We start from the raw sequence: 25,719 nt of genomic DNA on the forward strand, positions 1-25,719 counted from the left end.
GAGATTTAAATTAAAGGAAGAATTTTGCGAGGAGTTTTAGTTTATATTACAGGACTAAGTGGTGCTGGCAAAACGACTTTAGCTAAAGAAGTGATTAAAAGCATAAAGGATAAGTTAAATATAAAGCCTATCTTTTTGGATGGGGATATTTTGCGTGAGTGCGTGATGAATAAGGATTATTCCACACAAGGGCGTTTTAATATGGCTTTATATTATGTGAAAGTGGCTAAACTTTTGGTAGATCAAGGGTTTGTTGTGGTATTATCAACAATTTCTATGTTTGATAAAGTGCGTGCGTTTAATATGGAGAATTTTCAAAATTACTTAGAAGTGTATTTGGAGGTTTCAGAGGAAATCCGCAAACAAAGAGATCCAAAAGATTTTTATAAACAGAATATAGTGGATATGGCTGGGCTTGATCAAAGTGTGGAGTTACCTAAAAATAGTCATTTGGTTTTTAAAGATAATTTTGATATTGATTTTGCTTGTGAAAAAATTTTAGAAAAAATTAAGGAGTTTAATGCAGGAATTGCTTTATAAAACCGCTTTGATTGCGTTAGAAGCGGGTGAAATTGTTTTAAAATATTATGGTTTAGAGGATTTTGATTTGAAGCAAGATTCTTCACCTTTAACAAAGGCAGATTTGGAATCTAATGCTTTAATTGTGCAAAAATTGCAAGAAATTTCTCCCTATCAAGTGTGTTCTGAAGAGGCAGTGCTAGAGTATGCAAAACGCAAGGATTTAGAGTATTTTTGGCTCATTGACCCCCTTGATGGCACGAAGGATTTTTTAGCGCAAAATGGAGGATTTACCATCAATATTGCATTAATCCATAAAAATCGTCCTATTTTGGGGGTAGTGTTTGCTCCTGCATTTTCTAAGCTCTATATCGCATTAAAGGGCTTTGGGAGTTTTAATTATGGTATAGAATCACTAAGGAATGCAAGAGAAAATGGCGCATTAAATGTAGCTTGGCTAGAGCAAAACAAAAATCGCTTAAATGGAGAGAGAATCGCACAAGATACGGAAATTATTGCGTGCGATTCTATGTTCCATAGCACACAGGCTACAGAGGATTTTGTTAAAAAATACCATTTAAAAGTGCAAAAATATGGTTCATCGCTTAAAATTTGTGCCTTAGCAGAGGGGAGGGCAGATATTTATCCGCGTTTTAATGGCACAAGTGAGTGGGATATTGCAGCTTGTGAGATTGTGTTAGAAGAGAGTGGTGGAATTGTATTAGATTGTGTTACTAAAAAGCCTTTGGTTTATAATAAGGAAAATTTTAGAAATAACCATTTTGTTGCATTTGCAAAGGCGCAAATTGGGGGAGAAATTTATCAGGATATTTTGGGTGGGAATTTTTAGCAGTTTATGTCTTGTCTTGAAATTTTTGCATAAATTTTTGTATGATTAGAAAAATACAATTAAGGCAAAGTGTTTGAAAAATCTAATCATTGTGGAATCGCCAGCAAAAGCACGCACGATAAAGAATTTTTTAGGTGGCGCATATGATGTTATTGCTTCAAAGGGGCATATTCGCGATTTACCAAAGAATGCTTTTGGAATCAAAATTGAAAATGAAACTTTCATTCCAGAGTATAAAATTGACACTTCACACAAAGAAGTTGTAAGCGAGCTAAAAAAACTTGCAAAAGATGCAAAAGAAGTCTATATTGCAACCGATGAGGACAGAGAGGGGGAAGCGATAGGTTATCATATCGCAACTGCTATTGGTAAAGATCCTAGCAAGCTTCCTAGGATTGTGTTCCACGAGATTACACAAAAGGCGATTGAAGATGCGTTAAAAAATCCACGCTACATTGATATGGATAGAGTGAATGCGCAACAAGCAAGGCGTTTGCTAGATAGAATCGTGGGCTACCGCTTGAGTCCTTTGATTGCTTCTAAGATTCAAAGTGGCTTAAGTGCAGGACGCGTGCAAAGCAGTGCGTTAAAAATTGTAGTGGATAGAGAAAAGGAGATTTTGGATTTTAAGCCCATTACTTACTACATTATTGAGAGTTTGTTTAAGAAAGATAAGGTTAGCCTTGAAGCGGAATTAGTGGAGTTTAAGGGCAAAAAGATTGAGAAGCTAACCTTGCAAGATTCCATAGAAGCAAAAGAGATAGTAGAAGTGCTAAGGGGTGAGAGTTTTAGCGTAAGAGAGATTGAGACAAAACGCAGAAAAACAGCTACTCCTCCGCCTTTTATGACTTCTACCTTGCAACAAAGCGCAAGCTCTAAACTTGGATTTTCTCCTTCGCGCACAATGCAAGCGGCACAAAGGCTTTATGAAGGCGTAATGACGCATAAAGGTTCAATGGGTGTGATAACCTATATGCGGACAGATAGTTTAAACATTGCAAAAGTGGCACAAGATGAGGTGCGTAAGCTTATTGTAAAAAATTATGGAAAGGAGTATTTGCCAGCAAAGCCAAAAATCTATACCACAAAGGCAAAGGGTGCGCAAGAAGCACACGAGGCGATTCGTCCTACATTAATGGATTTTACTCCAGAGATTGCAGCGCAATATTTAAAGGGCGATGAGCTAAAGCTCTATACGCTAATCTATAAGCAATTTTTAGCTTCACAAATGCAAGATGCTGAGTTTGAATTGCAGACTATTTCAATTGCAAGTGATTGCGCAAAACTTAAAGTAATTGGGCGTCAATTGGTTTTTGATGGATTTTATCGTGTGCTTGGTAATGAGGATAAGGATAAGTTGCTTCCAGAATTTTCTCCTAATGAAAAAATTAAGCTTGAAGAATGCTCTGATAGTGAGCATCAAACCTGTCCTCCACCAAGATATTCTGAAGCAAGCTTGATTAAAACATTAGAATCCTTAGGAATTGGTCGTCCAAGCACTTATGCACCAACAATTGCGCTTTTAACTTCAAGAGAATACATTAGCGTTGAAAAAAAGCAAATTAAGCCCCAAGAGGTTGCTTTTAAAGTGGTTGATTTGCTTGAAGTGTATTTTAATGAGATTGTAGATTCTAAATTTACTGCAAATTTAGAGGAGAGATTAGATGCAATTGCGGAATCTAAACAGGATTGGCAAAAACTTTTGTGGGAGTTTTATGAGCCTTTTATACGAAAAGTTAGTGAAGGTAGGGCAAACATACAAAGCCAAAAAATTGCGATTCCAATAGGGGAGTTCTGTCCGCTTTGTGGCAAAGAGCTTGTGCAAAGAAATAGCCGATTTGGTGAGTTTATAGGTTGTAGTGGCTATCCTAAATGTAAATATATCCAAAAGGAGCAAATCCAAGATATTGCAGTTGAGGATTTTGGCGTTTGTGAGAAATGCGGCAAACCAATGGTAAAAAAGCGTGGCAGAAACGGAGAGTTTTTGGCTTGTAGTGGGTATCCAGAATGCAAAAATACAAAGGCGTTAAATGGAGCTAAAGCACAAATGCAAGTTTTAGAGGATGTAAAATGTCCAAAATGCGGAGGGGATATTGTAGAAAGAATGGGGAGGCGTGGGAAGTTTTATGGTTGTGGAAATTATCCAAAATGTGATTTTATCGCCAATTTTCCGCCCACAAAACACACTTGCCCAAAATGCAATGGAGTAATGCTAAGGCGGACATATCGTAAAAAACCGGTTTTAGAATGTTTTGCGTGTAAAGAGCGCATTGATGATAAGGAAGAATAAAGGATAAAAATGACACAAGAGATTTTAGATTTTTTGGATAAGAATGTAGGGTTTTTGGCAACTAAAGGGACTTGTGGTAATCCGCGCGTGCGCCCTATGCAATCCCCTTTGTATTGTAAGGGAAAATTATATGCTTGCACTTCTAAAAAGAAGGGGTTATATAAGCATATGCAAAACTTTTCTGGGATTGAATTAAGCGCATTTGATGGGAAAGAAACTTGGATTAGAATCCGTGCAAAGGCTGTGTTTGATGAAGATAGAGAAGTCAAAGAAAAAATGTTTGAAAAATATCCTGTGGTGCAAGAGATTTACAAAAACGCTGATAATCCTGATTTTGCAGTGTTTTATTTTGATGAGCCTAGCATTAAGATTCAGAGTTTTAGCGGACGCGATGAAATTATAAAGAATTAAGGAGAGAAAATGCAAGAGATTTTTTTATGCACAATTTGTAATGTTTCAAGTGGGAGTTGCGCAGAAGATTGCGCTTATTGCACACAGAGTGCAAAGTTTAATGCAGACATTGAGCGTTATAAGTATAAGGCGATTCCAAAGATTTTAGAATAAGCAAAAAGAGCTAGCGAGAATGGTGCGTTGGGATTTTGCCTTGTAACAAGTGGTAGGGAGCTAGATAGCAAGCGCACAGAATACATTACCCAAGCTGCAAGAGCCATTGTAGATAGCGGGTTGCATTTGCATTTGATTGGCTGTAGCGGAATTGCAAGCACAGAAGCATTAGTGGAGCTTAAAAATGCAGGCATTGCGAGCTATAATCATAATTTAGAAGCAAGCCGTAATTTTTTTCCAAAAATCTGCACAACGCATAGTTTTGAAGAGCGTTATGCAACCTGTGAGAATGCTCTAAAAGCTGGGCTTGGGCTATGTAGTGGTGGAATCTTTGGAATGGGAGAGAGTTGGCAAGATAGAATGGATTTGCTTTATGCGCTTCAAACGCTAAATCCCCATAGCGCGCCCATTAATTTTTTTATCCCAAACCCTGCATTGCCGCTTACACAAGATACTTTAAGCCAAGAAGAAGCTTTAGAATGTGTGAAGTTAGCAAGAGAGTATTTGCCAAATGCAAGGTTAATGATTGCTGGAGGGAGAGAAAGGGTTTTTGGAGAGGACCAAAAGGATCTCTTTGAATCTGGAATTAATGCGGTAGTCTTAGGCGATTACCTAACAACCAAAGGGAATACACCAAAAGATGAGGTAGAGCGCATTAAAAGCTATGGATATGGAATCGCAACAAGTTGTGAATAATTGAGCGATGCTAGAAACGCCTAAAAACTCCCTGATTTTGCGATTTCAAAATTTCTGGACGCTAAAGTTGCTTCAGGAGCTTGTGCTTAAATTTTGGGTGCTTGTGCGTTATTTGTATGCGTTTTTAAAAGGAGATTTACTTTATTTTGCTGCAAGTCTTAGTTTTTATACTATTTTTGCACTTCTGCCAATGTTGCTTGTGGTGTTTTCGCTTGTGGCAACATTGCCTGATTTTAAGGAATATTTTGAGAGTTTTAAGAATTTAATCATTGCAAATTTTATCCCTACGCACTCTGATGTGTTTTTGCAGTATTTAGATGGATTTTTAGAAAACTCTACAAAGCTTGGTGGTATGGGGCTTTTGTATGCTTTCATCACTTCTATTTTATTTTTTAGAAACTACCAAAATATCACAACAAAAATTTTTCACTCTAAAGGGCGTGGATTTTGGGATTCCTTATCTGTGTATTGGACTTGTATGACGCTTTTTCCCTTAGGTGTTTTATTTTCTATTTTTTTAAGCACGAAGGCATATATTTATTTAGATGAAATGGGATATAGCATTTATATTGCTTGGCTTTTTGGAATGATTCCCTATCTTTTAATCTGGATTGTCTTTTTTGTGTTGTTTAAAATTTCTGCTAATACAAAAATTAGCACTAAAAACACTTTAATAAGCTCTTTGATTACTGCGCTTTTGTGGTCGTTTTGTAAATGGGGATTTGTGTATTATGTGTTTTACAATAAAGCGTATTTAACACTTTATGGTTCTTTTAGTATTGTATTGTTTTTATTTGTATGGGTGTATCTTTCTTGGGCGATTCTGCTTTTTGGGATGAGTTTAAGCCGTGGAATTGATGCAATGTTTGTTAAAGAATTGGAATCCCAAAGTTGAAGAAATTTAACCGGCGTATAAAATTAACAAAACATTAAAAATTTGAGCTTTGCTATTAATTTTATGCTAGAATAATAAAATTTTTTCTCTAGGCTTAAAGGAGTTTTTTTGGAAATTGAGTCGTTTATCTTGTCAATTTTCGCATTGTTTCTTGTTTTATTAAATGGATTTTTTGTGCTTTCGGAATTTGCTATTGTTAAGATTCGGCGTTCGCGTTTGGAGGAATTATCAAAGCGTGAAGTTTCAGGAGCAAAGTTAGCTTTAAAAATCACAGGAAAATTAGATTCTTATCTTTCAGCCACTCAACTTGGAATCACATTATCTTCACTTGGGCTTGGTTGGATTGGCGAGCCTGCTATTGCTAGATTGTTAGAAACTCCTTTTAAATATTTTATTGGGGATAATCCTGTTGTGTTGCATTCTGTAAGTTTTGTCGTAGCCTTTAGTTTTATCACGCTTTTGCATGTTGTTATTGGGGAGATTGTGCCAAAATCTATTGCGATTGCTAAAGCTGAAAAATCCGTGTTGCTCATTGCACTTCCTTTGCATATTTTTTGGATTGTTTTTTATCCTTTGATTAAAATTTTTGATTGCATTGCAGCAATGGTTTTACATTCTATCCATATTAAGCCAGCAAGTGAGGGTGAAGAGAGTGCGCATTCTGAAGAGGAATTAAAAATCATTGTAGGAGAGAGCTTAAAGGGTGGGTATTTAGATAAAATTGAGAATGAAATTATCCAAAATGCTGTGAGCTTTTCTGATACTATGGCAAGGGAGATTATGACTCCTAGGAAGGATATGATTTGCTTGTATGATGATAACACTTATGAGGAGAATATGCAAATTGTAACAACTACAAAGCACACGCGTTATCCTTATTGCAAAGAAGGGAAGGATAATATTATAGGAATGGTGCATTTAAGAGATTTGCTTGAAGCAATGCTAAGCAAAAATCCTTCAAAGGAGCTTGAAAGCTTAGTGCGTGAAATGATTATTGTTCCTGAGAGTGCATCTATTTCTAACATACTTAATCAAATGAATCGCCGTCAAATCCATACCGCACTTGTTGTAGATGAATATGGTGGAACAGCGGGGCTTCTTACGATGGAGGATATTTTAGAAGAGGTGATGGGTGATATTAGTGATGAACACGATAAAAAGAGCGATGATTATCATAAAATCAGTGAGGATTCCTATTCTTTTGATGGTATGATTGATTTAGAGCGTGTAGCAGATGTGATTGGAATCACTTTTGAAGAAGACACAGAGCAGGTTACTATTGGCGGATATGTTTTTAACCTTTTAGAGAGAATGCCAGTAGTTGGCGATGTGATTAGTGATGAGTATTGTGAATATGAAGTTTTAGCAACGGAAGGGGCTAGGATTGTGCGATTGAAAGCTACAAAAAAGCCTTTTGTGGATGAAGAATAGGTGATTTGTAGCTAGATTTAAGAGTTCTATGCCGCAGTATTTTAAAGGAGAAAAATGGAGTTTGTCGCAATTTTAATGGGAAGCAAGAGTGATTATTCTGTAATGGAAGAGTGTATTGAGGTGTTAAAAAAATTTGATGTGTCTTATGAAGTGATCATTTCTTCAGCGCACAGAAGTCCAAACCGCACAAAAGAATATGTTAAAAATGCTGAGCAAAAAGGCGCAAAAGTTTTTATTGCAGCTGCTGGAATGGCGGCACATTTAGCGGGTGCAGTGGCTTCAATGACAACAAAACCTGTCATTGGTGTGCCCTTAAAAGGGGGTGCATTAGATGGTTTAGATGCTTTACTATCAACTGCGCAAATGCCTTCTGGAATGCCTGTGGCAACACTTGCGCTTGGAAAAACAGGTGCTATTAATAGTGCGTATCTAGCAATGCAGATTTTAGCATTAAACGATACTGAGCTAGGAGAGAAACTCAAAGAAGATCGTGTGATGAAGGCAAAAAATGTTGAGTTAGATTCTAGCGAAATTGAAGTTATTTTATAAGGAATATTATGGAATCTTGGGTTGGGCTGGAGGAGTTTGCAAAGTTAGCGCATTTGGACAAAGAAAAAATCTTAGAAATGGTAGCAAGCGGGATGTTAAAGAGTAAGCAAGAGAAGGGAGAATTTCTAATCGATGCAAGTAGTGGCACGCAAGCACTTGTGCAAAGCAGTATATCTGGCAATGCTGTAATGTTAGCGGGCTCTACAAATGTGGCTGTGGATGGTGATTTTATAGAAAAAACTATTGGCACAATTTTAAGTTTGCACGAAAAAGTTGTTAATTCTAAGGAAGAGACAATTTCAAGCGTTAAAAATGAAAATCAGTTTTTAAAAGATGCACTTTTTAACACACAAGAAGTGTATGAAGATGATAAAAAAACCATTGCTATTTTGCGTGAGCAGTTGCGTGCAGCACAAGAGGAGATTGAGTTTTTAAAGCGGAAATATCGTCTAATGTGGGGCAAGGCGATTGATGCAAAAGTAAAGGAATGAGCAAAGTCATTAATCTGCAATATATTTGCCTTGAATCCTTTCAAATGATGATTTTAGATTCCACCTATATTGAAAAAATGTATGAAGTTTGTGTCTTTTTAATGTTGCGATTTGAAAGTTTTGGTATTTGACTGGCTAAATGCGATATTTTTAAGCTAGTGATTATATGAAATTTTATACAATCCACAGTTTTCTAGTCAAATAAGGAAATTTTATAAGAGTAAGGAGTGTATATGCAATCAAATCTTACATTGAGATATGATTACTCTATTGCAAAATTATTTCTTTTTGCAACCATAACATTTGGCATTATTGGTTTATTGATAGGGGTTGTTATATCTTTTCAAATGGCATTTCCAGATCTTAATTATCTTGCTGGTGAGTTTGGAACATTTGGAAGGCTTAGACCATTACATACAAACGGAGTGATTTACGGATTTACATTAAGTGGTATTTGGACAGCCTGGTATTATTTAGGGCAAAGAGTTTTAAAAATGTCCTATGCAGAATATCCATTTCTTAAAATTGCAGGTTATTTACATTTTTGGCTTTATATTGTATTGATGGTTTTGGCAATTGTTAGTTTATTTGCAGGACTTACGCAATCAAAAGAATATTCTGAATTAATTTGGCCACTTGATTTATTGGTGGTGCTTGTTTGGTTGTTATGGGGGTTTAATTTATTTGGCTCTATGGCTGTTAGACGCGAACAAACAATTTATATTAGTTTGTGGTATTTTATTGCTACCTTTGTTGCAATTTCAGCGCTTTATATTTTTAATAATCTTTCTGTGCCTACTTATTTAGTCTCTGGTGTGGGTTCAGTGTGGAATTCTATTTCCCTCTATGCGGGAACAAATGATGCGATGGTGCAATGGTGGTTTGGACATAATGCAGTTGCATTTGTTTTTACTGCAGGGATTATTGGAGTGATTTATTACTTTCTACCAAAAGAATCTGGGCAGCCAATTTTTTCTTATAAATTAACATTGTTTTCATTTTGGGGCTTAATGTTTGTTTATATTTGGGCTGGTAGCCACCATTTACTTTATTCTACCGTGCCTGATTGGATGCAAACAATGGGTTCAATTTTTTCTGTTGTTTTAATCCTGCCTTCTTGGGGAACAGCAATTAATATGCTTCTTACAATGAAGGGGCAATGGCATCAGTTAAAAGAATCTCCATTGATTAAATTTTTAATCCTTGCTTCTACATTTTATATGCTTTCAACATTAGAAGGTCCTATTCAGGCTATTAAATCAGTTAATGCTTTGGCACACTTTACAGATTGGGTGATTGGACATGTGCATGATGGAGTTCTAGGTTGGGTTGGATTTACAATTATTGCTGCGTGTTATCATATGACGCCGCGTTTATTTAGGCGTGAGATTTATTCTAAAAAATTAATGGATATTCAATTTTGGATTCAAACAACGGCAATTATTCTTTATTTTTCAAGTATGTGGATTGCAGGAATCACACAAGGTATGATGTGGAGAGCAACTGATGAATTTGGAAGTTTGGCGTATTCATTTATTGATACAGTGACCGTATTAATGCCTTATTATACAATCCGTGCGATTGGTGGGGCTATGTATTTAATCGGATTTATTATCTTTACTTATAATATTGTTATGACAATTGTGGCTAGCAAAACTCTTGAAAAAGAGCCAAGATTTGCAACGCCTATGGCAGCGTAAGGGAGGCTTGTGATGTTCCATTGGTTAGAAAAGAATCCATTTTTCTTTACAACAGCGTTTTTATTGGTATTTTCAATTGCGGGGCTAGTTGAGATTCTACCGGATTTTGCAAAAGCTTCTCGTCCAACAGAGAATCTTAAGCCCTACACGCTTTTAGAAACTGCAGGGCGTCAAATTTACATTGCAGAGAGTTGTAATGCCTGCCATTCCCAGCTTGTGCGTCCGTTTAAGGCAGAAACAGATCGTTATGGTGCATACAGCTTAAGTGGTGAGTATGCTTATGATAGACCTTTTCTTTGGGGTTCAAAAAGGACGGGTCCTGATTTACACCGCGTTGGAGATTATAGAACAACAGATTGGCATGAAGAACATATGTTAAATCCAGAAGCAGTTGTTCCGGGATCTATTATGCCAGCCTATCCACATTTGTATGAGAAAAGTGTAGATGTGGATACTGCATACGCAGAGGCTTATACGCAAAAAGTTGTTTTTGGAGTGCCTTATGACACGGAAAATAATCCAAAATTAGGTGATTTAGAAGCAGCTAGGGCAGAGATTTTAGCAGAAGCTAAGATTTTAGCAGAAGATATGAAGGATCCAGAAATTAAGGCTGCATTAGAAAGGGGCGAGATTAAACAGATTGTTGCATTGATTGCTTATCTTAATAGTTTAGGACAAAAAAGAAGGGCAAATTAATCGTGGAATATGAAACAATACAAATTATTCAGGCATATGCCTACTGGTTTATCTCGCTACTATTAGTGGTGTTATTGTATGCTTATATTTATCATTTGTATAAAAGTCAAAGGCAAGGCAAAATTGATTATGAAAAATATGCAAGACTTGCATTAGACGATGGACTAGATGATCGTTTGATAGAAAAGCGTAATGGTCAAGACAAAAAAGAAGGAGAGGTAAATGGAATGGTTTAATTTAGGTGATAGCATAAATTTATTTGGATTAGCTGGAGCCGTGATAATTTTAGCTTTGACGATTTTCATTGCGGGTAGTTATATTAGAAAAATGAAGGATAGCAAAGCAGAAGGTGATTTAGGAGAAGAAGAATGGGATGGCATTAAAAAATTTAAAAATGACATTCCTATTGGTTGGGGGGTAGCCTATTTAGTGCTTATTATTTGGGCTTTATGGTATTGGTTTGTGGGGTATCCTTTGAACTCTTATTCACAAATTGGGGAATATAATGAGGAGGTGAAAGCTTATAATGCAAAATTTGAAGAAAAATGGCAAGATATTGATGAGGAGACATTAACAAAAATGGGGCAAAATCTCTATTTGGTGCAATGTTCACAATGCCACGGGATTACAACAGAAGGGATTAATGGAATTGCTGCAAACTTGCTTGAATGGGGCAGAGAAGAGGGGATTGTTCGGACTATCAAAGAGGGAAGTAAAGGTTTAGGCTATCCCTTAGGAGATATGTTTCCAATTGATCAGCTTGCACCTGGTGTGTTAAATGGCGAAGAAGATTATCGGGCGATAGCTGCTTATGTTATGGCAGAAATCTCAGAAGTGAAAAAAACAAAATACCCCGAGTTGGTTGCTAAAGGCAAGGAGCTTTTTGGTGCTGCAACTTGTGCAGCCTGCCACGGAGAAGATGGCAGGGGTATGGGCGGCTTATCTCCTGATTTAACCAAGTATGGGACACCAGCATTTGTAGCTGAAGTTCTTGAAAAAGGTAAAAAAGGATATATTGGCATTATGCCCTCCTTTAAATCCCAAATCCTAACAGATAAGCAAAAAGAAGCTTTGGCGCATTTCATTTATTCGGAGAAAGATTAAGGAGAGTTTTATGAATGGTTTATTTGGGATTAATGGGCTTTCTGGATATTTTTTGTCAGTTGTTATATTGCTTGCTATTGTTTTTGGGTTAGGCTATGCTGCTGTTATTACACAAAAAGAACAGGCTAATAACCCTTATGTGATTGAGGATATTAATACACTGCAAGGAGTGAGCAAAGACAATGTATTGCATTATAAAGATGCTAAGGAAGGGAAACAATGATGAAATATACGGGATTAGAAAAGATTCTTTTTGTTGCAAATATCGTTGCAGTTATTGTGTCTATTGCTGTTGCTTTTATTCCTGATATGCTTCTTTTTGTTGGCTAATTGATGTTAAAAATTTTGGAAATAGGGATTTTTTCTCTATTTTTTTGTGTGTTTGCATTTGCTAGAACTTATGTTTTAGAAAATCAAAATCAGTTGGTTGATAAAACAGAGGGTTTTATTGAGATTTTATCAGATGAAGTGTATGAGAAAACAGGCGTTTCTTTGTATGTTGTTGCTCTTGAGAATTTGGGGGGTAAGAGTATCCAAGAGCAGGAACATTTTTTTACACAAAACTTAAAATTTCCCTATGCGCTTCTCTTTTTTACACAACTTGAAAAGAAAATCAATATCATCACAAGCCCAGAAGTTGAGAGAATGTTTGACAAAAAAGAAGTGTATTGGGATTATATTGTGCCTTTAATCCCTCAAAGTGATAAAGAACTAACCCAACAAAATATTTCCGCATTTTTATTGAATGGTTTTGTGGATATTGCAGATAGAATCGCTACTTACCATAATGTGGAGTTAGAGCATAGCTTCCCAAAACAAAATAAAGGTGTGGAAATTGCCGTGCGAACCTTGTTGTATGCAATGTTGTTTATAATGCTATTGTTGTTTTTGTTTGTGCATTTAAGGAAAAAGTGATGAGAAATTATTGGCCACTTGGAATTTTTTTACTTGCAATGGTGGTTGTGGGACTTATAGTGCTGACATTAAAGGTTGCCATATCAAATCCTGTGGAGCTACAAGGGATTTGTCAGCAAAGCTCCCAATACATTGATGAAAATGCTAATGCAATTGCACAAATGCGTGCAAGATTATTGAAGCAGTATGACATTACTTTTGAAGGTATGCAAGGACAGAATCTAAAAAGTTATCGCCAGATTTTCTTACGCATTAGCGATAAAACTGATGGAAGAATTGTAACAGATGCAGAGGTTAATTTTTTTTTAATGCGTCCTCACACAACGCAGGATGATAAAGCATTGGGAAGTGGAGAGCTTGTTGAGGGATTGTGGCAGAGTCAGTATTTTGAAGTGCAAAAACAAGGGCGTTATCAAAGTGAAGCTTTGGTGAAAATTGATGGGGATTCTATTTGTGTAACGCAGGAATATTTTATTAGAGAATAAGTTTGTAGATGTGCAATAAGAGAGGCTTTGAGCCAATTTTTGATTGTGAAAGTGAAGTGTTAATACTTGGGAGTTTTCCAAGCAGAATGTCTTTTGCAGAAGGCTTTTATTACGCAAATCCTAGAAACAGATTTTGGAAAATGTTACAAGACTTCTTTAAAGTGAAATTAGTAAGTATAGAAGCAAAAAAGAATTTTTTGTTAAAACAGCATATTGCTTTATGGGATATTGTGTGTCTTGGTAGTAACACACAAGGAGGAAGGGAGGGCAGTATGGATAAAAATTTATTAGCGGTTGAAATTTCTGATATTGTTGCATTGCTTAATGTAACAAAGATTAAAAAAATCCTATGCAATGGAAAGAAAGCTTACGCACTTTTTTGTAAATCTTATCCGCATTTACAGGATAGAGCAAAATGTCTTTCTTCTACAAGTCCAGCAAATGTTAGATTTGATAGTGTGCAGTGGAAAAGGGAGTTGTTGCAGATACAATAATTTTAGAATATATTTTTAAAGCAAAATTTTGTAAAATTGGAGTATTTTTATTTTTAAGGGATGGATATGGTAACCATTTTACAAATTGGAGCAGGTGGAGTTGGTGGCGTAGTAGCACATAAAATGGCGATGAATAGGGAGAGCTTTTCGCGCATTATCTTAGCTTCTCGCACGCTAGATAAATGCAAGGCGATAGCAGATTCTATTAGAGAGAAGGGCTTAGGCGGGATTGAGATAGATTCTGTAAATGCTGATAGTGTGGAATCTGTGGTGGCTTTGATTGAAAAGTATCGCCCAAAGCTTGTGGTAAATGTTGCATTGCCTTACCAAGATTTAAGCATTATGGAAGCGTGTTTGCGCACAAAAACGCATTATTTAGACACGGCAAATTACGAGCATCCAGATTCTGCGCATTTTGAGTATAAAGAGCAGTGGGCGTATGATACACGCTATAAACAAGCTGGAATCTTTGCGTTGCTTGGCAGTGGATTTGATCCGGGTGTTACCAATGTATTTTGTGCTTACGCGCAAAAGCATTATTTTGATGAGATTCATAGCATTGATATTTTGGATTGTAATGCAGGGGATCACGGCTATGCGTTTGCTACAAACTTTAACCCTGAAATTAATTTAAGAGAGGTGAGTTCAAAGGCTCGATATTGGGTTAAGGGCGATTCTCTAGGGCATTCAGTATTGAGCGATAAATTGGCGATTCTGCGTTCGCCAACTGCGGCACTTACCTCTAGTAATCTTCTTGTTGGCTCACTTGAAAACGCCGATTTCTCATCTCAATCCTTAGAATGCCAAGAGTCTCAAAAAGATTCCCAAAAAGCGGATTCTAGTCATTGCGAGACTTCTGCAAGAAGTCGTGGCAATCCACAAAACATAGAATCCAAATCTCTAGTTTCTAGCACAGATTTAGCCTTAAATCCAGACTTACAACAAGACACCATTTACCGCAAATTTGAGCGAGAGGAGCAACACTGGCGAGCAGAAGTGGAGGCAAAAGCGGAAGCAGTTACAGCAAATCAGCACAATAGAAATTCTAAGATTTTTGATGAGAAAGGTGCGTTTTGGAGTGAACAAGCAAGGAGTTACCTAAGCGGTAATGACGCCGCTTGTGAGCGAACAATCGCACCTTTATCGCAAAACGAAGTTTCTTTAGAAAAAGCTGAATTTCCATACGCAGGGGGGCAGTGGAGGGATATTGCGCCTTTGGCTTTAATGAAAGAGTGGGATTACCCAGAAGTTGGCGTGAAAAATAGCTATTTGCTTTACCACGAAGAGCTAGAATCGCTTATCCGCAATATCAAAGGCTTACGAAAAATCCGCTTTTTTATGACTTTTGGCGAGAGCTATCTCACGCATATGAAATGCTTAGAGAACATTGGCTTTTTACGCATTGATGAAGTGCGTCATAAAGGCAGTAAAATCGTGCCTATTGAAGTGCTAAAGACACTTTTGCCAGATCCAGCAAGTTTAGCAAGCCGCACAAAGGGGCAAACGCATATTGGCTGTTATATGAAGGGTGTGAAAGATGGCAAAGAACGCACGATTTATATTTATAATATTTGCGACCACGAAGCTTGTTATAGGGAAGTTAATGCACAAGGTGTAAGTTATACGACAGGTGTGCCAGCAATGATTGGAGCAAAGCTCATCTGTGAAAATAAATGGGGGCTAAATGCGCCTAAGAATGTAGCTTTCACTCAATCTTTGCAGGAGCTTGAAAATTCTTTGTGCGACAGCCAAGACAGACTAGTCTCCGCAGAATTTTCTGCGCAACCCACAAATCTTAAGCAAAATCTACATTCTTTAGATTCTAACAATACAGAATCTAAAAAAGTGGATTCTACCCCTTGCCATAGCAGTGAAGCTTCTAGCCTAGAATTCTACAACGCAGAGCGGCTAAAACTCAACGCCGATATGCCAAAAGGTGGGGAGTATCAAGGGATTGATAATGCCATAAATCTTGCAGAAGCAGTTGTGGGCAGTCAGCAAAGCAGAAATTCTAAGATTTTGAATGAGAAATGTGATTTTTCGCAGCTCCCGCATTTATCGTCAAAAGCTGAATTTCAAGGGGCTGGGGTGTGGAATATGGAGCAAAATGACCCCGATCCATTTATGTGCGAGTTAAATAAACAAGGACTCCCCTATGTTGTCTGTGAAATAGAATCTAATGGCAACTTAAAAGTGCTAGAAGATGGGAGAGAAAGTTTAAAGAACAAGCTAAAATCTCCCTTATAAAAGAAAGATATAAGTAATTTTAATTTGTCATTGGGTGAGCTTTTTGATACCCTACAAGATTTAAAAGAGCAAAAGAAATATCACTAAAATCAATAAAAATGTTTTTATTAAAATTTACACTTCATTGACAAATGGTTGTTAAAATTCCATCTCTAATTTATCTTAAAAGGAAGAAAATGAAAAAAATTGTGAGTTTATTTGGCGCGCTTTCTTTAGCTTTGAGTGTAGCAAACGCAGATGTTAATCTTTATGGTCCTGGCGGTCCGCACACAGCCTTAAAAGACATAGCAAGTCAATACACTGAAAAAACAGGCGTGAAGGTTCATATTAATTTCGGTCCTCAGGCGACTTGGTTTGACAAGGCAAAGGAGAATGCAGACATTTTATTTGGCACTTCTGAGCAGTCGGCCTTAGCGATTGCAACTGATTTTGGCGAGGATTTTAACACGAGCAAGATTCAGCCTTTGTATTTTAGGGAGGCGATTATCCTAACTAAGCCTGGCAATCCGCTTAAAATCAAGGGTTTAAAGGATTTAGCAAATAAAAATGTAAGGATAGTTGTGCCTGAGGGTGCGGGGAAAAGCAACACTTCTGGGACTGGCGTTTGGGAGGATATGATAGGCAGAACGAAGGATATTAAAACCATACAAAATTTTAGAAATAATATCGTAGCCTTTGTTCCAAATAGCGGAAGTGCAAGAAGGCTTTTTGAGGAAGATAAGGCGGATGCGTGGATTACTTGGATAGACTGGTCAAAGAGCAATCCTAACATAGGGAGTGCGGTAAAGATAGAGGATGATTTAGTTGTTTATAGGAATTTTAATGTTGTAGCTAAAGAAGGTGCTAGCAAGGAGGTGCAAGATTTTATTGATTATTTAAGCTCTAAGGAAGCTAAAAAAATTTTTAATCAATACGGCTGGAAAAATTAAACTTCTAACATAATCCCTCTTTTTGTTTGCAAAAAAGAGGGATTTTATTTTTAGAGTGGTATTGTAACTTGTATTGCCTAATGGAATCTTAATAAATTCTAAGGGAAATCATAGCTTTAGATTGCAAAGCTTTAAAAACATTCCTATCATTTACAATGAAACAATCATACAATTGAAAAAGCCAATCAATTAGCGTTAAAAAGAACGACAAGCTAAAGAATTTTTAGAATCTACACACAAAAATTAGTGCCCTAAGTGGCTATGACGCAAGCTATCATCAAAAAATTTTCAAATGCTTTGCATTGCTCGCTTTATCCCCTAATCAACCTAGCCTCTTTAATCAAAAAAATGAATATTCTCAAAATAAAGAGATGCCTTAACAGAGATGCATTAAATTTGCATAGAGTAGTTTATGGAAGTTATTCTAAGTTTAAGAAGAGTTTTATAAAACAAACGCTATTCCCTAGAAAAAGAAATCAGCAATCCGTTTTTTAGGAGATAAAATGAGTGAAGAGGATTTAAAGTAAAAGATTATAAAACTGCTTGGTGTAAGATATAAGAATATAGAGATAGATATAGAGAGGAAAAAGTGCATCATACAAGGGAAAGAAGAGCATTATATTTGTATTTCTGATAGATTATCTTTTGGTGATTTATTGAAGGATGAGTCCTTTGCAATTGATTTTTATTTTAAAAATTGTAGATTTAAAAATGAAATAATATTTACAAATTGTTTTAAAAATGATATTTCCTTTGAGGATTGTGAATTTACAGGGAAAATTAGATTTTATTTAGAAAAAAATACTTCAAATAAAGAAATCCATTTACAAAATGTAAAATTTATGAGAAGCAAGTTTAAAAAAGAAGTAATATTCAGCAAAGGAAAAGTTAATAGAATAAAATTTGGAACTTGCACTTTTGAAAAAGAGGTTTATTTTGATGAATGTGAATTTATAGAATCTTCATCTTTTTATGCGTGTAGGTTTGAAAAAATTGCTAATTTTCATAGGGCTAACTTTAAAGAAGCTCCTAACTTTTCTCAATCTATATTCAAAGAAAATATAAATTTACTCAATGTAAAATTTGATTTTAGTTTTGATAATTTAGAAACAACGATAAAAAATGAAAAAGAACGCGAAGATAGAGAAAAATCGAAGGAAGAAAACCAAGAGAACGAGAAAAGTCTAAGCGATTTTGCGGCTGATTTTAAAGATTCTTTTAGGGTTTTAAAAAATGCTTTGATTAAAGAGAATAATCTTTTAGAAGCATCAAAATTTCATAAATATGAACTTTATTGTCAAGAGATAGAGTTGCGAAAATTTAAGAATAGACAAGAGAAAAAGAAAGAAGAGAATAAAAAGAAAAATGAAAAAGAAAGTGAAAATAAAGATACAATGGCAAGGAAGGATACGCGCAAAGAGATTGGGGGATTGAAAAAAGACATTGATGCTTGGCTATTAAGTTTTTATAGAAATTTATGTGAGCACCATACAGATTTTTTAAAAATTTTTAATAATTTTTTAGTATTGATTGCATTTTATGCTTCGCTTAATTTTTTATTTATTGATGTAGAATATAATGAAGTTTTCAATACTGATAATTCTAAGCTCTATCGTATTATTTTATCATTTTTGCAAAATATCACAGAATCTATTTCAAGTTTTATAGAAGAATATAGATGGATACTCTTAGTGTTGGTTGGTTTAGGTTTATCATTGCTTGCTTTATGTGTTTATACCACTAAGAAAGGATTAAAATATTTGCTAAAAGTATTAAAATATAAAATAAAATTATTTCTTTCTTTATGTGTTTATACTATCAAGCAAGGATTAAAATATTTTATTTTAAAAGATAAAATAGAGTTATTGCTTATCTTTTTTGTATTAATATTTTTAGTGGTGTTTATTTTGCTAATTATCAACATCTTATCTGTCGCAATACTTTTTTGTGCATTTATTCTTTTTTATTTTTGTTTAATCTCTTTAAGAACGCTTTGTTTAAGAAATTTGATTGTCCTAGCGAGCTATCTCATTGTTTTTTGGGTTATAGCCATCGGTAAAATATCTCTTTTAAATCCATTATTAGGAAAGCTTGTAAATGAGGAAAAAATGCAGGATACTTGGTTTGTAGTCCTAACATTTGCTTACACTTATTCTTATGTTTTTAGTGCTTTTCTCTCTTCAAAAAACTGCAAGAAAGAACTCCATAGTGCCACATTAATCAAACCTTAGGTGTCTTTAAGAATCCAATAATGCTTCTAGCTCTTGCGCATTAATGATTCTAACGCCTAGTTCTTTGGCTTTTGTGAGTTTTGAGCCGGCGTCTTCTCCACAGAGTAGAAAATCCGTTTTTTTAGACACGCTTGCGCTAACCTTTGCGCCTAAGGATTCTAATAACTCTTGGTATTCTTCGCGCTTTTTGGGAAGTGTGCCGGTGATTACGAAAGTTTTGCTACTGATTTTGGATTCCAATATTTGTGTGTTACAAGTTGGCGCAATGTATTCTAGCAAGCGCAAAAGCCTTGTTTGATTTACAGCGCAAAATTCCACTAAAGATTCCGCCATTTCGCTTCCAAAGCCATCAAGGGCAATGAAGTCTGCATAGCTTTTTTTGTAAAACTCTAATCCATAAGCCTTTGCTAACTTTTTGCTAGCTCCTTCGCCAATATGTTCAATCCCAAGCGCATTGATAAATCTCCAAAGCTCCACACCTTTGACATTAGAAATGGCTTCTATAAGATTCTTTATTTTCTTGTCTTTAAAGCCTTCTAAACCTTTTAAATCACTAGCTTGTAGCGTGAAAATGTCTTCAATGCTTTGAATTTTTTTGTGTTCCAACAAAAGTTCTACGATTTTTTCACCTAAGCCATCAATGTTTAAAGCTTTTTTGCTAGCAAAATGCGTAAGAGAGTTTTTCACTCTTGCAGGACAATTTAGATTTTGGCACTTGATGAGCTTTTCTTCTATTAGGAGTGTGCTGTTGCAAATGGGGCATTGTGTTGGAATAACATAAGGATACTGCGTGCCATCACGCAATGCGGGCAGAGATTTAATGATTTTTGGAATCACATCACCGCTACGGATTAAAATCACAGAATCATTAATTTGAATGTCTTTTTTTTGGATTTCATCAAAGTTATGTAGGGTTGCACGGCTAATTTTTGCCCCTTCTAATAATACGGGTTTAAGCTCTGCTACGGGGGTGATAACGCCTGTCCTTCCTACTTGGAGTGTGATGTTTAAGAGTGTAGTGCGTTTTTCAATGGCTGGAAACTTATAGGCGCACGCAAAGCGTGGTGCTTTAATGGTAAAGCCAAGTTTCTCTTGTAAGCTAAAGGCATCCGTATTAATCACCATTCCATCAAGCATAATGGGATAGGAATCGCGCATTTGGACTAAATGTGTGTAGGCGGTTTGGATTGCTTGTGTGCTGGTGCATAGCTCTATAAAAGGGGGTTTTTGGAATCCTAAAGCATAAATCCCTTCCATTAGGGTAAAAAAGCTATCCCTATGAATGTTTGTAAGCTTTAAAGATTCCTTAGTGAAGTCTATAAAATCGTTAATCTCGCACGCTCCAATCCCCCAAGGGATAAATTGTAATTTTCTGCTTGCTGTGATTTTAGAATCAAGTTGGCGTAAGCTCCCTGCTGCGCAATTTCTAGGGTTGGCAAATAAGCTCTCGCCTTTGTTTTGTCGCTCTAAGTTTAGGGCTTCAAAGTCATCTTTGCTAATAACGCACTCTCCGCGTATTTCAATGCGTCCCTTATAGGCGATGCTTAGTGGGATGCTAGCAATAGTGCGTGCGTTTTGTGTTACATCTTCACCCACAAAGGCATCTCCTCTTGTGGCAGCGCATTTTAGGATTCCATCTTCATAGAGTAGATTAAGGCTTGCACCATCAAACTTTGGGCTAATGCTAAAAGTTAAAGCTGCATTAGAATCAAGCTCTAAACCACGCTTTATGCGTAAAATCCACTCTTGCAATTCTGTTACATTAAAGACATCTTCTAAGCTCCACATTCGTTTAAGATGTGTGTGCTTATTAAAGCCTTCTAAAACCTTGTCTGCAACCCTTTGTGTTGGTGAGTCTTTAGCGATAGACTCTGGATTTTGTGCTTCGTAGGTTAGCACTTTATGGTATAAAATGTCGTATTCTTTATCGCTTGCAATGGGGCTATCTAACACATAATAGTGTCTAGCCCAAAGGTTTAAGCGTGCAACTGCTTTTAAATAGGAATCCTGTGTCATTCTAAATCAAGTTTCAAGGCTTCATTATCCATAATTCCGATTCCTTTATTGAGCATATCTTGCGCAATTTCTTTGGCTTCATCAAGAGAGTGCATTGCATAAGTGCCACATTGTAGAGGATTTGCTTCTGGGATTTGCGTAGTTTTTAGAATATCTTGCATACTTTCCTTCCAAGCACTCTTTACAGATTCCGCACTTGGAGCGCCAATTAAACTCATATAAAATCCTGTGCGACAACCCATAGGAGAGATGTCAATAATTTCTACTGCATTATTGTTTAAATGTTCACGCATAAAGCCGGCAAAAAGATGTTCTAGCGTGTGGATTCCCTTCTCGCTTAGAATTTCAACATTAGGTTTGCAAAAGCGCAAATCAAACACACTGATGGTATCACCCTTTGGTGTGTGCATTGTTTTTGCAAGGCGCACTGCTGGGGCTGGCATTAATTTATGATCAACTTTAAAGCTATCTAGTAGTGGCATAGGATTCCTTTGGTATAAAAATAAAATGTAATGCTAACACAATTTTTAGAATTTGATGTTAAATATTGCTTTATGGTGTGGTTTATCATCAAATGCTACAAAATTCTACACAATAGAGCATTAATGCTTAAAATTTTTAAATTTTATTTAAATACATATTGTATTTTTTAAAAAATAGTATATAATGCCACCAAATTTATCACCTAAAAGGATTAATATGACAAGAAGAGGTTTTTTGCAAGCATCTAGTTTGACACTTTCAGCATTAGCATTTAATGCTTGCTCTAATACAGCTAACACAGATTTTAAAACTTTAAAAATCGGTTATTTGCCAATTACAGATCATCTCTTAGTGATTGCAAAGGATTTAAAGCAAAGTGCTTTTACTCCTGTGAAATTTTCATCGTGGGCAGATTTAAGCGAAGCTTTAAGGAGCAAAAGTATTGATGGAGCATTCATTTTAACCCCCCTTGCTTTAAAATTAAAATCGCAAGGGTTAGATATTAAGGCAATTTTAGCAGCGCATCGCAATGGTTCTGCATTGGTGATTAAAAAAGGAGTGCTACAAAATAAAGAAGTTGCAGAATTAAAGGGCTTAAAAATTGCGATTCCAAGTCGTTTTTCAACGCATTATTTATTGTTAGCAAATTTACTCCAACAAGGAGGTTTAAGCCCTAAAGATGTGCAGTTAATTGATATGGCACCAACAGAGATGATTTTTGCCTTGCAATCTCATAGCATTGATGGATTTATTGTTGCAGAGCCTTTTTGTGTGCAGGCAGAAACATTAGGGATTGCTGATGTTTTTGCGCTCTCTTATGAGATTATTAATAATCACATTTGCTGCGTTTTAACCTTTCAAAATGCTGTTTTAACACAAAGGGGTGGGGAGGTTTCTAAACTTTTAGGGGATTTTCTAACCACAGCAGATTTTATTAATAAGAATCCTAAGGAGGCTTCAGAGTTGTCTTTGAAGTTTTTGGGACAAAGGGCTGAAATTTTAGAGAATCTCTTAGCGCAAGAGGAGCGCGTTGTGTATAGGAATCTAAAATTACAAGAGAGTGATTTAGAGAAAACTTTGCAAGACATTAAAAAATATGAAGTGGATACACTAGAGATTGCCTTTGATGATTTTGTAGATTCTAGTTTTGTAGATGCGTATTTAGGGGCGTAAGGGTGAGATTTAAGTTGTATTTGCTTTCTTTTGCTTTGTGTGTTGGCGTATTGGTGTTGTGGGAATTTTGCGCTAAAGGTTCTAGTGTGCCTCAAGTGAGTGCAGTTTGGAGTTGCTTTATAGAACTTTTAGAAAATGGTAGATTGCAAACAAGCATTATAGATTCCCTAGTGCGCTTTTGTGTTGGATTAGTAATTGGCGGAGTCTTAGCAATTTTGCTTGGGTTATTTTTAGGGAGATTTAAAAGCGTGCAAATTGTCTTAGAACCTTTTATTCAGCTGTTGCGTCCTATTTCTCCTATTGCTTGGTTACCACTTATTGTGCTTTGGTTTGGGATTGGTGAAGTGGGCGCAATTTTTGTGATTGTTTATGCGGTGTTTTTCCCTATTTTACTTTTAACAATAGCCGGTGTTAGACAGATTAATCCTAATTTAATTGCGATGGCAAAAAATTTCCACGCAAGCGAGGGCTTAATTTTTAGAAAAATCATCATACCCGGAGCGTTTTTACATATTTCTAGCGGTCTTAAGCTTGCAGCTTCTATTGCTTGGATTCATTTGGTTGCAGGAGAGATGCTTGGAATCCAAAGTGGGCTTGGGTATTTAATCATTGATGGGCGCAATTTAGTAAGGATTGATATGGTCATTGTTGCAATGGCTTTAATCGGAATCTTAGGATTTTTTATTACACTACTCTTTAATGCTTTAGAAAAGATAATCCAAAAAAGATTAGGAGGCTTGCGATGATTAGCTTAAGGAATATTTCTAAAAATTATGGGGATTATTTAGCATTGCGCAATGTGAATCTTGATTTTTATAAGGGAGAGTTTATCACGCTTTTGGGAGCTAGTGGTTGTGGTAAAACAACGCTTTTAAATATCATTGGAGGTTTTGAAGCCTTTGATAGCGGAGAGATTAGAATAGAAAAAGAAACTTTTCTTAAGCAGACAAAGCCCAATGCGTGTGTGAAGATTTTTCAAGATTATGCTTTGCTGCCTTGGTTAAATGTTTTAGAGAATGTGCAATTTGCCTTGCAAGCACAAGGAGCTAAAGAATCTGAAAGGATAGCTAAAGAATATTTAAAGAGTGTGCATTTGGAATCTTTTGAAATGCGTTTTCCAGCACAACTTAGTGGAGGGCAAAAACAAAGAGTGGCATTGGCTAGAGCGTTATGCGTGCAACCAAAAATTTTGCTTTTAGATGAACCCTTTTCTGCCTTGGATAATTTCACGCGCAATGCTTTGCAAAATGAGCTTTTAGAGATTAAACAAAACCTTAAAACAACGATGATTTTTGTAACACATGATATTGATGAAGCCTTGTATTTAGGGGATAGGGTGATTATTCTAAAACCAAATCCCGGAGAAGTTGTTGCAGACATTAAGGTTAAATTAAATAAAAATGATAGAAATTCTTTAGAATTTTTGCGTTTAAAAAGAGAGATTGCAGAATATTTAGAAACCTATCGTTTTATGCAAGATTATGCGATTTAAACCCTAAATTCTTTAGAATCTTAGCATTCTAAAGACTCTAGGGTTTAACCTAGAATTTATTATTAAGGAATACAAATGGAAGTTGTTCAAACAAGTTGCACGCGATTAGATCCTATTGATAAGAAGGGATTAGAAGAGCTGATTAAAGCAGGAAAGGCAAATCCTGATGTGATTAAAACTCTAAAATGTAAAACGGTTGCTGAAGGGAAATTCCGCCACGCAAATTATATTAGAAATTTGCCTGCTTATATTGTAGATGAGCCACCTACACTTTTAGGGGATGATACTGCTCCTAATCCTAGTGAAGCAGTCTTAGCAGCACTTGGAAGTTGTTTAGCAGTGGGAATTCACGCAAATGCAATTGCACAAAATATTATCATTCATAAGTTGGAGTTAGAGTTAGAAGGGGATTTAAACATTACAGCAGTTTGGGGAACAGGGGATTTAAACAAAGATAAGCCGCTAGGTTTTACAGATGTGCGTGTGAAGGTGGTTTTAGAATCTGATGCTAGCAAGGAAACACAAGATGCGTTAATTGCACACGCAACAAAGTATTCTCCAGTGGCAAATACGATTCTAAGGGCTGTGAATTTAGAGGTTAAATAATGCAGAATTCACTTTTAGAGCAAACTCTAAGGAGTTTGCAGGCTAGATTAACACATATCCATCAAGGATTTTATCCTAAGGAAATTTTAGAAAATTTAGGAAAAGCTGGTACTTATGCTAGCTTTTTAGAGCAAAAAGAGTTTGGTTTAGAGAATGCTTTGCAGTCTATTTGTGCAGTTTCTAAAGTGTGTGGAAACACGGGGTTTTGCGTGTGGTGTCAAAATGCTCTTGCTTGGTATTTATTCCATAGCGAGAATAAAGAATTGTTTATAAAGGCAAGTTTGGGAGAAATTCTAGGTGGAACGGGATTGTCTAATCCTATCAAATCTTTTGCACAGATAGAATCCATTAAGATAAAAGCAGTGAAGGTTGCTGGAGGATATGTGTTAAATGGGACATTGCCTTGGGTGTCAAATTTAGATTACGGACATTATTTTGGTGTGATTGCTAAAGAAGAAGAGAATTACATTTTTGGAATCGCACATTGTGCTATTGATAAGCTAGAATTACAAGAAAATGTGCATTTTATAGGCTTAGAGGGTTCAGGGACATTTGCCGTTGTGTTTAAGGATTATTTTTTAGAAGAGGCATTAGTGATTAGCCATTCTTTTAGCGCAATATCGCAAAAAATAATGCCCGGCTTCGTGCTAATGCAAGCTGGAATCGCTCTTGGACTTTTAGAAAATGCCATTGAAATTTTAGAGAAATTAAAAGATTCCAAAAATGGAATTAATGCATATCTTTCTTATGGAAATTTACAGAATGTCTTAAAGGTAAAAGAGCAGCACAAAACAATACAGCAAGAAGCATTGCGTTTAGCTAAAACGCCTTATGATGCAAGGGAGGATTTCTTTTATGCGATT

Annotated in this window: 27 protein-coding genes and 1 pseudogene; 26 read left to right on the forward strand and 2 right to left on the reverse strand. The window is 36.0% G+C overall.

From position 1 onward, the window contains the following. Positions 1 to 24: 24 nt before the first annotated feature. The 21 genes and pseudogenes from MRZ19_RS00400 (at position 25) to MRZ19_RS00500 (ending at position 19,086) form a co-directional block, all read left to right on the forward strand. Positions 25 to 540: an adenylyl-sulfate kinase gene (locus MRZ19_RS00400; protein ID WP_291029210.1), complete on the forward strand. Its 516-nt coding sequence runs from the start codon at positions 25 to 27 to the stop codon at positions 538 to 540. Then, positions 521 to 1,369: a 3'(2'),5'-bisphosphate nucleotidase CysQ gene (locus MRZ19_RS00405; RefSeq protein ID WP_291029212.1), complete on the forward strand. Its 849-nt coding sequence runs from the start codon at positions 521 to 523 to the stop codon at positions 1,367 to 1,369. Before MRZ19_RS00400 ends, MRZ19_RS00405 begins: the two co-directional genes overlap by 20 nt. A gap of 73 nt (positions 1,370 to 1,442) precedes the next feature. After that, entirely contained in the window at positions 1,443 to 3,659 is a 2,217-nt protein-coding gene (gene topA, locus MRZ19_RS00410; RefSeq protein ID WP_291029214.1) for a type I DNA topoisomerase, read from the forward strand. Positions 3,660 to 3,668: 9 nt separating this feature from the next. After that, complete coding sequence (locus tag MRZ19_RS00415) at positions 3,669 to 4,070, forward strand: pyridoxamine 5'-phosphate oxidase family protein (protein ID WP_291029216.1); 402 nt, start codon at positions 3,669 to 3,671, stop codon at positions 4,068 to 4,070. Positions 4,071 to 4,079: 9 nt separating this feature from the next. After that, positions 4,080 to 4,919: pseudogene (locus tag MRZ19_RS00420) on the forward strand (biotin synthase). A 7-nt stretch (positions 4,920 to 4,926) separates the two neighbouring features. Beyond that, complete coding sequence (locus MRZ19_RS00425) at positions 4,927 to 5,814, forward strand: YihY family inner membrane protein (RefSeq protein WP_291029218.1); 888 nt, start codon at positions 4,927 to 4,929, stop codon at positions 5,812 to 5,814. A 108-nt stretch (positions 5,815 to 5,922) separates the two neighbouring features. Then, positions 5,923 to 7,245 carry a hemolysin family protein gene (locus tag MRZ19_RS00430; protein ID WP_291029220.1) on the forward strand — a complete coding sequence of 441 codons (1,323 nt, stop codon included), beginning with the start codon at positions 5,923 to 5,925 and terminating at the stop codon, positions 7,243 to 7,245. A gap of 54 nt (positions 7,246 to 7,299) precedes the next feature. Further along, complete coding sequence (purE, locus tag MRZ19_RS00435; RefSeq protein WP_291029222.1) at positions 7,300 to 7,794, forward strand: 5-(carboxyamino)imidazole ribonucleotide mutase; 495 nt, start codon at positions 7,300 to 7,302, stop codon at positions 7,792 to 7,794. A gap of 8 nt (positions 7,795 to 7,802) precedes the next feature. Continuing rightward, positions 7,803 to 8,285 carry a DUF3972 domain-containing protein gene (locus MRZ19_RS00440; RefSeq protein ID WP_291029224.1) on the forward strand — a complete coding sequence of 161 codons (483 nt, stop codon included), beginning with the start codon at positions 7,803 to 7,805 and terminating at the stop codon, positions 8,283 to 8,285. Beyond that, on the forward strand, positions 8,282 to 8,416 hold the full coding sequence (locus MRZ19_RS00445; protein ID WP_291029226.1) for a hypothetical protein: 135 nt from the start codon (positions 8,282 to 8,284) through the stop codon (positions 8,414 to 8,416). The genes MRZ19_RS00440 and MRZ19_RS00445 overlap by 4 nt, the downstream gene beginning before the upstream one ends. Before the next feature lie 102 nt (positions 8,417 to 8,518). Then, a complete protein-coding gene (gene ccoN / locus MRZ19_RS00450) occupies positions 8,519 to 9,985 on the forward strand; it encodes a cytochrome-c oxidase, cbb3-type subunit I (RefSeq protein WP_291029229.1) in 1,467 nt (488 codons plus the stop codon). 12 nt (positions 9,986 to 9,997) lie between these two features. Continuing rightward, the gene (gene ccoO, locus MRZ19_RS00455; RefSeq protein WP_291029231.1) at positions 9,998 to 10,681 is read left to right on the forward strand and encodes a cytochrome-c oxidase, cbb3-type subunit II; all 684 of its coding nucleotides are present in this window, start codon (positions 9,998 to 10,000) and stop codon (positions 10,679 to 10,681) included. Between the two features lie 2 nt (positions 10,682 to 10,683). Continuing rightward, positions 10,684 to 10,917, forward strand: coding sequence for a cytochrome c oxidase, cbb3-type, CcoQ subunit (locus MRZ19_RS00460; protein ID WP_291029233.1), 234 nt, complete (start codon positions 10,684 to 10,686; stop codon positions 10,915 to 10,917). Further along, on the forward strand, positions 10,904 to 11,785 hold the full coding sequence (locus MRZ19_RS00465) for a c-type cytochrome (protein WP_291029235.1): 882 nt from the start codon (positions 10,904 to 10,906) through the stop codon (positions 11,783 to 11,785). Before MRZ19_RS00460 ends, MRZ19_RS00465 begins: the two co-directional genes overlap by 14 nt. Before the next feature lie 10 nt (positions 11,786 to 11,795). Next, positions 11,796 to 12,008: a DUF4006 family protein gene (locus MRZ19_RS00470; protein ID WP_291029237.1), complete on the forward strand. Its 213-nt coding sequence runs from the start codon at positions 11,796 to 11,798 to the stop codon at positions 12,006 to 12,008. A 110-nt stretch (positions 12,009 to 12,118) separates the two neighbouring features. Continuing rightward, positions 12,119 to 12,700: a TPM domain-containing protein gene (locus tag MRZ19_RS00475; RefSeq protein ID WP_291029239.1), complete on the forward strand. Its 582-nt coding sequence runs from the start codon at positions 12,119 to 12,121 to the stop codon at positions 12,698 to 12,700. Then, positions 12,700 to 13,185 (forward strand): hypothetical protein, encoded by a 486-nt coding sequence (locus MRZ19_RS00480; protein WP_291029241.1) that lies wholly within the window; start codon positions 12,700 to 12,702, stop codon positions 13,183 to 13,185. Before MRZ19_RS00475 ends, MRZ19_RS00480 begins: the two co-directional genes overlap by 1 nt. Before the next feature lie 8 nt (positions 13,186 to 13,193). Beyond that, a complete protein-coding gene (locus MRZ19_RS00485; protein WP_291029243.1) occupies positions 13,194 to 13,679 on the forward strand; it encodes a DNA-deoxyinosine glycosylase in 486 nt (161 codons plus the stop codon). A 66-nt stretch (positions 13,680 to 13,745) separates the two neighbouring features. Further along, the gene (locus MRZ19_RS00490) at positions 13,746 to 15,926 is read left to right on the forward strand and encodes a saccharopine dehydrogenase family protein (protein WP_291029245.1); all 2,181 of its coding nucleotides are present in this window, start codon (positions 13,746 to 13,748) and stop codon (positions 15,924 to 15,926) included. A 176-nt stretch (positions 15,927 to 16,102) separates the two neighbouring features. Then, complete coding sequence (locus MRZ19_RS00495; protein WP_291029247.1) at positions 16,103 to 16,855, forward strand: extracellular solute-binding protein; 753 nt, start codon at positions 16,103 to 16,105, stop codon at positions 16,853 to 16,855. 656 nt (positions 16,856 to 17,511) lie between these two features. Next, a complete protein-coding gene (locus tag MRZ19_RS00500) occupies positions 17,512 to 19,086 on the forward strand; it encodes a pentapeptide repeat-containing protein (protein WP_291029249.1) in 1,575 nt (524 codons plus the stop codon). Between the two features lie 6 nt (positions 19,087 to 19,092). On the opposite strand, the gene ligA is transcribed toward MRZ19_RS00500, so the two are convergent. Both ligA and luxS read right to left on the reverse strand, forming a co-directional pair. Continuing rightward, entirely contained in the window at positions 19,093 to 21,102 is a 2,010-nt protein-coding gene (gene ligA, locus MRZ19_RS00505; protein ID WP_291029250.1) for an NAD-dependent DNA ligase LigA, read from the reverse strand. Then, positions 21,099 to 21,584: an S-ribosylhomocysteine lyase gene (gene luxS / locus MRZ19_RS00510; protein ID WP_291029252.1), complete on the reverse strand. Its 486-nt coding sequence runs from the start codon at positions 21,582 to 21,584 to the stop codon at positions 21,099 to 21,101. The genes ligA and luxS overlap by 4 nt, the downstream gene beginning before the upstream one ends. A gap of 217 nt (positions 21,585 to 21,801) precedes the next feature. Between luxS and MRZ19_RS00515 the strand changes: the two genes are divergently transcribed. From MRZ19_RS00515 to MRZ19_RS00535, 5 genes are all read left to right on the forward strand, one after another. Continuing rightward, a complete protein-coding gene (locus MRZ19_RS00515; protein ID WP_291029254.1) occupies positions 21,802 to 22,758 on the forward strand; it encodes an ABC transporter substrate-binding protein in 957 nt (318 codons plus the stop codon). A 2-nt stretch (positions 22,759 to 22,760) separates the two neighbouring features. Continuing rightward, positions 22,761 to 23,504: an ABC transporter permease gene (locus tag MRZ19_RS00520; protein WP_291029256.1), complete on the forward strand. Its 744-nt coding sequence runs from the start codon at positions 22,761 to 22,763 to the stop codon at positions 23,502 to 23,504. Then, positions 23,501 to 24,250: an ABC transporter ATP-binding protein gene (locus MRZ19_RS00525; protein WP_291029258.1), complete on the forward strand. Its 750-nt coding sequence runs from the start codon at positions 23,501 to 23,503 to the stop codon at positions 24,248 to 24,250. The genes MRZ19_RS00520 and MRZ19_RS00525 overlap by 4 nt, the downstream gene beginning before the upstream one ends. Positions 24,251 to 24,325: 75 nt before the next feature. Beyond that, complete coding sequence (locus MRZ19_RS00530; RefSeq protein ID WP_291029260.1) at positions 24,326 to 24,856, forward strand: OsmC family protein; 531 nt, start codon at positions 24,326 to 24,328, stop codon at positions 24,854 to 24,856. Continuing rightward, positions 24,856 to 25,719 (forward strand): acyl-CoA dehydrogenase family protein (locus MRZ19_RS00535; RefSeq protein WP_291029263.1); only part of this gene is annotated, 864 nt, incomplete at its 3' end. The genes MRZ19_RS00530 and MRZ19_RS00535, both read left to right, overlap by 1 nt.

The sequence above is a fragment of the Helicobacter sp. genome, from assembly GCF_022770205.1.
Lineage (GTDB): Bacteria > Campylobacterota > Campylobacteria > Campylobacterales > Helicobacteraceae > Helicobacter_D.

Bases quoted from the DNA above. Each gene is read 5' to 3' on its own strand.
- MRZ19_RS00405 (WP_291029212.1), top strand. From the start codon at position 521: ATGCAGGAATTGCTTTATAAAACCGCTTTGATTGCGTTAGAAGCGGGT.
- MRZ19_RS00415 (WP_291029216.1), top strand. From the start codon at position 3,669: ATGACACAAGAGATTTTAGATTTTTTGGATAAGAATGTAGGGTTTTTG.
- MRZ19_RS00425 (WP_291029218.1), top strand. From the start codon at position 4,927: ATGCTAGAAACGCCTAAAAACTCCCTGATTTTGCGATTTCAAAATTTC.
- purE (WP_291029222.1), top strand. From the start codon at position 7,300: ATGGAGTTTGTCGCAATTTTAATGGGAAGCAAGAGTGATTATTCTGTA.
- MRZ19_RS00440 (WP_291029224.1), top strand. From the start codon at position 7,803: ATGGAATCTTGGGTTGGGCTGGAGGAGTTTGCAAAGTTAGCGCATTTG.
- MRZ19_RS00445 (WP_291029226.1), top strand. From the start codon at position 8,282: ATGAGCAAAGTCATTAATCTGCAATATATTTGCCTTGAATCCTTTCAA.
- ccoN (WP_291029229.1), top strand. From the start codon at position 8,519: ATGCAATCAAATCTTACATTGAGATATGATTACTCTATTGCAAAATTA.
- ccoO (WP_291029231.1), top strand. From the start codon at position 9,998: ATGTTCCATTGGTTAGAAAAGAATCCATTTTTCTTTACAACAGCGTTT.
- MRZ19_RS00465 (WP_291029235.1), top strand. From the start codon at position 10,904: ATGGAATGGTTTAATTTAGGTGATAGCATAAATTTATTTGGATTAGCT.
- MRZ19_RS00470 (WP_291029237.1), top strand. From the start codon at position 11,796: ATGAATGGTTTATTTGGGATTAATGGGCTTTCTGGATATTTTTTGTCA.
- MRZ19_RS00475 (WP_291029239.1), top strand. From the start codon at position 12,119: ATGTTAAAAATTTTGGAAATAGGGATTTTTTCTCTATTTTTTTGTGTG.
- MRZ19_RS00480 (WP_291029241.1), top strand. From the start codon at position 12,700: ATGAGAAATTATTGGCCACTTGGAATTTTTTTACTTGCAATGGTGGTT.
- MRZ19_RS00485 (WP_291029243.1), top strand. From the start codon at position 13,194: ATGTGCAATAAGAGAGGCTTTGAGCCAATTTTTGATTGTGAAAGTGAA.
- MRZ19_RS00490 (WP_291029245.1), top strand. From the start codon at position 13,746: ATGGTAACCATTTTACAAATTGGAGCAGGTGGAGTTGGTGGCGTAGTA.
- MRZ19_RS00495 (WP_291029247.1), top strand. From the start codon at position 16,103: ATGAAAAAAATTGTGAGTTTATTTGGCGCGCTTTCTTTAGCTTTGAGT.
- ligA (WP_291029250.1), bottom strand. From the start codon at position 21,102: ATGACACAGGATTCCTATTTAAAAGCAGTTGCACGCTTAAACCTTTGG.
- luxS (WP_291029252.1), bottom strand. From the start codon at position 21,584: ATGCCACTACTAGATAGCTTTAAAGTTGATCATAAATTAATGCCAGCC.
- MRZ19_RS00515 (WP_291029254.1), top strand. From the start codon at position 21,802: ATGACAAGAAGAGGTTTTTTGCAAGCATCTAGTTTGACACTTTCAGCA.
- MRZ19_RS00525 (WP_291029258.1), top strand. From the start codon at position 23,501: ATGATTAGCTTAAGGAATATTTCTAAAAATTATGGGGATTATTTAGCA.
- MRZ19_RS00530 (WP_291029260.1), top strand. From the start codon at position 24,326: ATGGAAGTTGTTCAAACAAGTTGCACGCGATTAGATCCTATTGATAAG.